The following is an 8,324-nucleotide window of genomic DNA, read 5'->3' as shown; positions in this document are numbered from 1 at the left end:
GGCCACGATCGACTCTTCGGCAGCCCGCGGCCAGCCGGACAGCCCCAGTCGGGCGGCGTTGGGGCCCTCGTGGGCGACCGCACCGACGGTCAGCCGCGGCTCCTCGGCGTGCTGGGCGATCAGCACGCCCAGACCGGTGGCGTATTCCAGCGCGCGGCGCATGATCAGCGGATCGTCGACGCACTTGCCGTCATCGGAGAACATCCGCACCTGCGCGGCGCCGGCCGCCATCATGCCCATCTCGGTGAGCTCGGTACCGGCCAGCCCGACGGTGACCGCCCCCACCGGGTGCACATCGACGAGGCCTACCTGCTGCCCCCGGTGCCAGACGTGGTCGGTGACCACCGGGCTGTCGGCGACCGGTTTGGTGTTGGCCATCGCGAAAACCGCAGTGAAACCGCCGAGAGCCGCTGCGGCCGAACCGGTTTCGATGTTCTCGGCGTATTCGCGGCCGGGCTCGCGCAGGTGAGTGTGCAGATCGACGAACCCGGGCAACAGCACCTGGCCGGTGGCGTCGATGACATCGGCATCGTCCGGGATAGGGAGGCCGGGGCCGATCTCAGCGATCTGGCCGTCGTCGACCAGCACGTCGACCTGGTCGCCCTCGCCGTACAGCCGCACGCCGCGAAGCAGCACACTCATGCCATCACCCCTTTGCCGGCGAGCCCTGTGGCGGCCGACTCGGTGCCCACCAGCAGATGGAACAGCACTGCCATCCGGACGTGAACCCCGTTGGAAACCTGTTGCAGCACCGCTGATTGCGAGGAATCAGCTACCGACGACGATATTTCCATGCCGCGCAGCATCGGCCCGGGATGCAGCACGACCGCATGACCGGGAAGCATCGCCTGGCGCCGGTCGGATAGCCCGTAGCGCACCGAATACTCACGCGCGGAAGGGAAGAAACCGCCGTTCATCCGCTCGGCCTGCACCCGCAGCATCAGCACCGCGTCGGCGGCCGGCAGCTCGGCGTCCAGATCGTAGGACACCGTCACCGGCCAGTCGGTGACGCCGACCGGCAGCAGCGTGGGCGGCGCAACCAGCACTACCTCGGCGCCGAGGGTGGCCAGCAGCATGACGTTGGACCGGGCGACCCGGCTGTGCAGGATGTCGCCGACGATGACCACACGACGACCCTCGATGTCGCCGAGCCGCTGCCGGAGGGTCAGCGCATCCAGCAACGCCTGCGTCGGATGCTCGTGAGTACCGTCGCCGGCGTTGATCACCGAAGGTCCACCATCCGCGGTGGACGTCCAGTCGGCGAGTCGCTGGGCGGCACCGGACGCCGGGTGGCGGATGATCAGCGCGTCGGCGCCCGCGGCGCGCAGGGTCAGCGCGGTATCGCGCAGCGATTCACCTTTGCCCACAGACGATCCCGCGGCGCTGACGTTGATCACGTCGGCGCTCATCCACTTGCCGGCGACCTCGAAGGACACCCGGGTGCGGGTGGAGTTCTCGTAGAACATCGTGATGACGGTGCGGCCCCGCAGCGTCGGCAGCTTGCGGACTTCGCGACCGACGAGGGCCTGCGCGAAGCGGTCGGCGTCGTCGAGGATCGCGATGGCCTGGTCGCGGGACAGGTCGCCGGCGGCCAGCAGATGCCTGCTCATGAGCCGTCCTCGCGAGCGATGACCACGGCGTCGCGACCGTCCTGCTCGGCCAGCAGCACGTGCACGCTTTCGGTGCGCGACGTCGGCACGTTCTTGCCGACATAATCGGCGCGCAGCGGTAGCTCGCGGTGGCCGCGGTCGACCAAGACCGCCAACTGCACCACGCGCGGTCGGCCGACGTCGCGCAGGGCATCCAGTGCCGAGCGCACCGACCGTCCGGAGAACAACACGTCGTCGACCAGGATCACCAAAGCGTCGTCGATGCCGCCGGCAGGTATCGACGTGTTCTCCAGCGGGCGCGGTGGCTTGGTCATCAGATCGTCGCGGTACAGGGTGATGTCCAACGCGCCGTGAGCGACCTCGGCGCCGGAGAATTCGGCGATGTTGACCGCGAGCCGGTCGGCCAGTGTCACACCACGGGTGGGGATTCCCAACAACACGACTCGAGGCGCGTCGGCACCATCCAGAGCGGTCTTTTCGATGATCTGATGCGCAATACGGGAAATGGTGCGACCCACGTCGGCCGCCGACATCAATTCCCTAGGTCCGCTGCGGAAAGCGGCGTCACCCATGGCACTCATGCGAGATCTTGACCTCCTTCTCCGCCTCTCTGGACGGATCGTTAAAGGATGTCGACTGCCGGGCAGCCTAGCATTGCTTGCCTGCGAGAACGACCCAGGGCGCGCGGGCGTCGCGCCTGCCGGCCGCCGAGACGGCATCGGATGTCACACCTGTCACAGGATCCCGTGGAGAAAGGGAACAGCCGATGTGCCGCCTCCGAGCGAATTACGAGGCGGACTTCTGGTCAGCGCTGCGGCGGCACCCGCCACAGCACTCACCCAGGAGCGGTTAGTAATCTCATCCGAGTTCCAACGCCGCAGCAAGACGTGAGCCACGTTTCTGGGAAAGGGACTCCGGGATCCGATGAGCGACGAGTCGAACGTGCCCGACCGGCCACTGATCGGATTCATCACCGGCGAACACACGCCGCCGATCGGCCCGGCGCCGATCAACCGGACGTGGATGTCAGAGACGCGCCGAGGTTGGGCGAATCGCTGTTTGCCCCTGCTCATTGCCAATCAGGGTGGCTGGGAGTTGCGCAACCCGAGCGCGTTCACCGCTACCTGGATGGGCGGGAACACCCCCGCCGATCTGATGATCGTGCCCGACCGGCGCGACCCCGGTCAGCTTCTGCCTGCGAGCAATTTCGGCTACGGCATTCTGACCTGGCATCTGCCGATCCTGTTTCGCACTCCGGCTGGCTACGATCTGTTGGTCCGCGGCCCGGCGAACCAGCCGAAAGATGCCGTTTCAGCGCTCGAGGGTGTCGTCGAAACCGACTGGGCCAGCTCGAGTTTCAGCATGAACTGGAAATTCACCCGCCCGTTGATGCCGGTGCGATTCGAGATCGATGAGCCGATCTGCATGATCGTGCCGCAGCGCCGGGGCGAGCTGGACGAATTCGCGCCCGAACTCAGGCCCATCGGGTCCGACGAAGATCTGCGCCGCAAGTATGAGTTCTTCCTTCGCTCACGCCACGAGATGGGACAAGCCCAGGCAGCGACGGACACCACCGCGGGAGAGCGCGTCCCATGGGAAGGCGACTACGCGCGAGGCAACCATGCCGACGGCGATCCCGGGCCGCAGGATCATCGGACTCGCCGCCACCTTCGTCCGTTTTCTCAGCCACAAGACCAGAACCAGCCGTAGGGCTGCCAGCATCGGACCTGGTCCGTGCGTACGCGACGCTACTGGCTAACGTGACTCGGATGAATCTCGACGGCAACCAGGCCTCCATTCGTGACGCGTGCGACGCCGGTCTGCTCGCCGGCGCCGTGACCATGGTGTGGCAGCACGGAAAAATGCTGCAGGTCAACGAAATCGGCTACCGGGACGTCGATGCCCGGTTACTCATGCAGCGCGACACGCTGTTTCGCATCGCGTCGATGACCAAGCCGGTCACCGTCGCGGCCCTGATGAGCCTGGTCGACGAGGGCAAGGTGGCACTGCGCGACCCGGTCGTGCGCTGGCTGCCGGAATTCGCCGACCTGCGGGTGCTGGATGATCCGAGCGGCCCATTGGATCGAACCCATCCGGTTCAACGGGCAATTCTGGTCGAAGACCTGCTCACCCACACCAGTGGCCTGGGCTACGGATTCTCGGTGGGCGGACCGATCTCCCGGGCCTACATGCGGCTGCCGTTCGGACAGGGTCCCGACACCTGGCTGGACGCGCTCGGCGAGCTACCGCTGGTGCATCAACCCGGTGAACGACTGACCTACGGTCACTCGACCGACGTGGTCGGTGTGCTGGCGTCGCGCATCGCGGGAAAGCCGTTCGATCAGGTGCTCGACGAACGAATCCTGCAGCCACTGGACATGATTGACACCGGCTTCCACGTAACGCTGGAGGGTCGTCGTCGCGCCGCGACCATGTACCGGCTCGACGGCAACGACACACTGCAGCACGACGTGATGGGCCAGCCGCACATCACGCCGCCGTCGTTCAGCAATGCCGGCGGCGGACTGTGGTCAACCGCCGACGACTACCTGCGGTTCATCGAAATGCTGTTGGGCGACGGGACAGTGAAGGGTGTCAGGGTGCTGTCAGCGGAATCGGTTCGGCTGATGCGCACCGATCGGCTCACCGACGAGCAGAAGCGGCACAACTTCCTCGGATCGCCGTTCTGGATCGGGCGCGGTTTCGGGCTCAACCTGTCGGTGGTCACCGATCCGGCGAAATCGGCCCCGCTGTTCGGGCCGGGCGGTCTCGGGACATTCAGTTGGCCCGGCGCGTACGGGACCTGGTGGCAGGCAGATCCGGGGGCCGACCTGATCCTGCTCTACCTGATCCAGAACATGCCCGCGTTGTCAGCCGATGCCGCCGCCGCGGTCGCAGGCAACACTTCGCGGGCGAAACTCCAAGCGGTGCAACCCAAATTCGTCCACCGCACCTATCGGGCGCTGGGCCTGTGATGGCTGAGTACATTCCCGAACGCATTGAGGGGCCCAGGCTCCTGCTGCGCCTGCCGGTGATCGATGACGCCGGACCGCTGTATCAACGGATTGGCCGCGATCCGCAGGTCACCAAATATCTGCTGTGGACACCACATCCCGACGTGGTCGCCACGCGGCGGGTGATTACCGAACGGATGAACGTCCAACCGCATGTACGAACCTGGGTGATGGCGTTACAGCACAGCGACGAGATCGTCGGGATGCTCAGTTGCGCACGCCCTATGCCCTATGCCGCAGAAATCGGTTACTCCCTCGGTCGGCGTTGGTGGGGCAAGGGTTTGATGTCCGAAGCGCTCGACATGCTGATGAGCACACTGCAGGAGAACTCCGCGGTCTATCGCGTGTGGGCTACCTGCCATGTCGACAACGAACGTTCCGTCCGATTGCTCGAACGAGCCGGGTTAACCCTGGAAGGCAGGCTCGCCCGTCACACGATTTACCCCAACCTCGGGCCCGAACCAAGCGACAGTCTCCTGTTCGCCAAGGCGCTGCGCTAGATCATCGCGAGGCGCTGACCTCTGGGTACGACGTCTGCGGTGGCGTCACGCTCGGGACCCATACCATACCTTTTGGTATGGCATGGGGCGGCGGAAGTCACTGTCGCAGCATGACTTCCAGAAAATCCTCGCGACGGCCCGCGGCCAACTGGCTGGGTCTCGAACCCGACAGGTGCAGGAAGCCGATGCCCGCGGCGAATGTCGCGGTAGCGCGCATCTCGGCCTGCTCATGGTCGAAGCCGGCATCGAGAATGGCCTGCCGGACCGCGGCGATCGCACTAACCGAAGACGCCATGGGCGGTAACCCTAGCGATTGCCGTTACGCCCGTCGTGGACGTCGACGGTGTCGGAACACCGCGCCGCGTTGATGCGTTTCAGCGCATCCTCGGTGAACACCGACAACCCCAGGTCGGGGTTGTATCCGTGAATTTCCTTGACATCGAGTTCAGCAAGGAAGTACACGATCTGCTTGGAGACGACCTGGCCGGGAACCAGCACCGGAAAACCCGGCGGATACGGCACCACGAATCCGGTTGACACCAGGGACTTTCCGTCAGCAAGCCGACGGCCGGCCTCCCCGAGCATGACGTGTTCGCGGTCAGAGTCCTCGTAGCCGGCGTAGAACGCCGAACGCATGTCGCCGAACGAGCTGGCGTCGTCAGGCTTGAAGGTGCTGTCGAATTCGCTGAAGTCCGGCAGCGCCGGCAGGTCTTCGGTGATCTCCTGGACGCGACGCTGATGCAGGGCGCGGTCGTCGCGGCTGGCCGCGGCTTCGGTGTGGTCGAAGTCGGTTGCGACCCGGCGCAACACGTCGAGCAGATAATGCACGCTCGACCAGGTCACGCCGATGGTGAAGATCAGCAGCACGCTGTTGATCGACGTTTTGTTGATCTGGATGCCGAACCGGTCCATCAGGATCTTCTCGCGGAAGTCGAAGCCGTTCATGCCGGTCTTGCCGATGAACAGGGTGACCCGCGTCGGGTCGAGCACGAACTGGTCGGACCGCCACGCCTCGTTCCAGTCCGCCAGCGCGCCTTGGCGTACCTGCCGATATGAGCTGACTGCCGACAGCCTGAATTCGTCTGGCACCAAATCAGATTCGTCGAGGATTCGGAACCACTTGCTGATCAACCGGTCTTTGCGGACCCGGTGCCGGAACACCAGCGCCATGTCATAGACGTAGCGCACCATCTGGAAGCCCTCGATGTCGACCTGCCGACGGGCCAGGTCCAACGACGCCAGCAGTTGCTGGTTGGGCGACGTCGAGGTGTGGGTCAGAAACGCCTCGCCGAACGCGTCGCGGGACTGTGAGTTGAAGTCCTGGTCGCGGATGTGGATCATCGACGCCTGCCGTAGCGCCGACAGCGACTTGTGGGTCGAGTGCGTGGCATAGACCCGGACCCGGGCCTGACTGGGATCGGGAAGCAGTCGGTGCTCGCCCCATTGACTGCGGTCGATCCCCTGCATCGACTCTTTCCACTGCAGATACTCCTGGGCGTAAGCCGGTGACGAGAGCATCGATTCGAGTTGCTCGGCGGCGATCATCGCGGTGCGTTGCCGCGCCCACGGCACGGCAGTGGCGAACGCGTACCACGCCTCGTCCCACAGGAAGCAGATGTCCGGCTTGATCGCCAGCACTTCTTCCATCACCCGCCGCGGGTTGTAGACGACGCCGTCAAATGTGCAGTTGGTCAGCAGCAGCATGCGCACTTTGCTCAGCTGGCCGGCGGCTTCCAGGTCGAGCAGCGCCTTCTTGATGGTCTGCAGCGACACCGCGCCGTAGATCGCGAACGGCTGCAACTCGTAGGCGTCCAGATACAGCGGGTACGCCCCAGCCAGCACCAGGCCGTAGTGGTGCGACTTGTGGCAGTTGCGGTCGATCAGCACGATGTCGCCCGGCCGGGTCAGCGACTGGACGACGATTTTGTTGGCGGTCGAGGTGCCGTTGGTGACGAAGTAGGTGTGGTCGGAGTTCCAGGTGTGCGCGGCCTTGTCCATCGCCTTTTTGATGTTGCCGTGCGGGTCGAGCAGCGAGTCCAGTCCGCCCGAGGTGGTCGAGGTCTCGGCCATGAAGATGTTGCGGCCGTAGAACTCGCCCATGTCCTGCAGCGTCTTGGAGTTGAAGATGCTGGCGCCGCGCGCGATCGGCAGCGCGTGAAACTGACCGGCCGGCCGTGCGGCGTAGGCCCGCAAAGCATCGAAAAACGGTGTGGTGTAGCGGTTTCTGATGCCGGCGAGCACGGTGCTGTGCAGGTCGGTGACGTCGTTGAGCCGGTAGAAGGTGCGGTCGTAGACGTCGGACTCGTCCTCGGTCTCGGCGGCGATGGATTCGTCCGTGAGCAGATAGAGGTCGATGTGGGGCCGCAGTTCGCGAATCCACTCGCCACACTCGACCCAGTCGTGGGTGCGGTCGGTGGCCACCACCTGGTCGTTCGGGCCGAGCAGCGTGGTCATCAGCGGCACTCGGTCGTGCGAGCGCAGCGGGATGTCGTGCCGGATGATGGCCGCCTGGATCTCGCCGTTCAGCGCGACCGCGGTGATGGCGTCTTCAACGCTGGAGACCACCAGCAACTCGAACTGCACATCGTCGCTGACGTCGCGAACCGCGCGCAGGCTCTCCGCGAGCCCTTCGGGCGCGTTGACCGGGGCGTCGTCGGCGAGCAGGACGGTGTAGAACTGCTGCTCCTTGGCGCGGGACACCAATTCCTGATCGGCCAGCGACGAAGAGGTGTCGAACAGCGCTGCGCGGTCGCCGTATTCGGAGAGCAACCGTACCGCCAGCGACACCTGTTCGGCGAGGCTGACCGTGGCGAGCTGATCCAGATAGCCGCAGTACGCCGCGAGGTTCTCCGGGCCCGGGTAGATCCAGTAGCGCTCGTAAGCGCTGAGCCGGTTGAGCAGACGCCGCACCCGGGCGACTTCGTGGCTGGTATCCATCCCGGCGCGGTCCACGACGGCCAACTGATGGCACGCATCGTCGAGCAGGTTCCAGGTGTCGATGCGCGAATACGACGGATTGGCCACCGCCGCCAGCGCGGAAACACACAGCCGCCTCGGGTGCCTGCCGTCTCGGTCCATCACGTCAGTGTGTCCCTCCGTCGAGGGCGATGCGGGCGTTTTGTCACCTGTACCCGGATTGCCACAACTGCCACACCCGACTCTCGGGGGCGGGTATCGCGTTGACTCGCTAAAGATGCCCG

8 protein-coding genes are annotated in these 8,324 nt (G+C 65.3%); 3 read left to right on the top strand and 5 right to left on the bottom strand.

The features are described 5' to 3' along the window. From WAN02_RS10740 to pyrR, 3 genes are all read right to left on the bottom strand, one after another. Positions 1–642: amidohydrolase family protein (locus WAN02_RS10740; protein WP_422264144.1), on the bottom strand; the 642-nt coding region annotated here is incomplete at its 3' end. Further along, a complete protein-coding gene (locus WAN02_RS10735; protein WP_422264143.1) occupies positions 639–1,610 on the bottom strand; it encodes an aspartate carbamoyltransferase catalytic subunit in 972 nt (323 codons plus the stop codon). The genes WAN02_RS10735 and WAN02_RS10740, both read right to left, overlap by 4 nt. Continuing rightward, complete coding sequence (pyrR, locus tag WAN02_RS10730; RefSeq protein WP_422264142.1) at positions 1,607–2,191, bottom strand: bifunctional pyr operon transcriptional regulator/uracil phosphoribosyltransferase PyrR; 585 nt, start codon at positions 2,189–2,191, stop codon at positions 1,607–1,609. The genes WAN02_RS10735 and pyrR overlap by 4 nt, the downstream gene beginning before the upstream one ends. Before the next feature lie 343 nt (positions 2,192–2,534). Here pyrR and WAN02_RS10725 point away from each other — a divergent pair, with 343 nt between their 5' ends. The 3 genes from WAN02_RS10725 to WAN02_RS10715 are packed head-to-tail and all read left to right on the top strand — an operon-like array spanning position 2,535 to position 5,124. Beyond that, the gene (locus WAN02_RS10725) at positions 2,535–3,320 is read left to right on the top strand and encodes a DUF6065 family protein (protein WP_422264141.1); all 786 of its coding nucleotides are present in this window, start codon (positions 2,535–2,537) and stop codon (positions 3,318–3,320) included. A gap of 59 nt (positions 3,321–3,379) precedes the next feature. Next, positions 3,380–4,585 carry a serine hydrolase domain-containing protein gene (locus WAN02_RS10720; RefSeq protein ID WP_422264140.1) on the top strand — a complete coding sequence of 402 codons (1,206 nt, stop codon included), beginning with the start codon at positions 3,380–3,382 and terminating at the stop codon, positions 4,583–4,585. Beyond that, entirely contained in the window at positions 4,585–5,124 is a 540-nt protein-coding gene (locus tag WAN02_RS10715; RefSeq protein WP_422264139.1) for a GNAT family N-acetyltransferase, read from the top strand. Before WAN02_RS10720 ends, WAN02_RS10715 begins: the two co-directional genes overlap by 1 nt. A gap of 97 nt (positions 5,125–5,221) precedes the next feature. Here WAN02_RS10715 and WAN02_RS10710 read toward each other — a convergent pair whose 3' ends face one another. Then, positions 5,222–5,419: a hypothetical protein gene (locus tag WAN02_RS10710; RefSeq protein WP_422264138.1), complete on the bottom strand. Its 198-nt coding sequence runs from the start codon at positions 5,417–5,419 to the stop codon at positions 5,222–5,224. Between the two features lie 11 nt (positions 5,420–5,430). Beyond that, a complete protein-coding gene (locus tag WAN02_RS10705) occupies positions 5,431–8,202 on the bottom strand; it encodes an aminotransferase class I/II-fold pyridoxal phosphate-dependent enzyme (RefSeq protein ID WP_422264137.1) in 2,772 nt (923 codons plus the stop codon). Between the last annotated feature and the right edge of the window lie 122 nt (positions 8,203–8,324).

The sequence above is a fragment of the Mycobacterium sp. genome (genome assembly GCF_049281135.1).
Lineage (GTDB): Bacteria > Actinomycetota > Actinomycetes > Mycobacteriales > Mycobacteriaceae > Mycobacterium.
The sequence above is the reverse complement of the archived record's forward strand: the minus strand, read 5'-3'. Positions and strand labels throughout refer to the sequence as shown.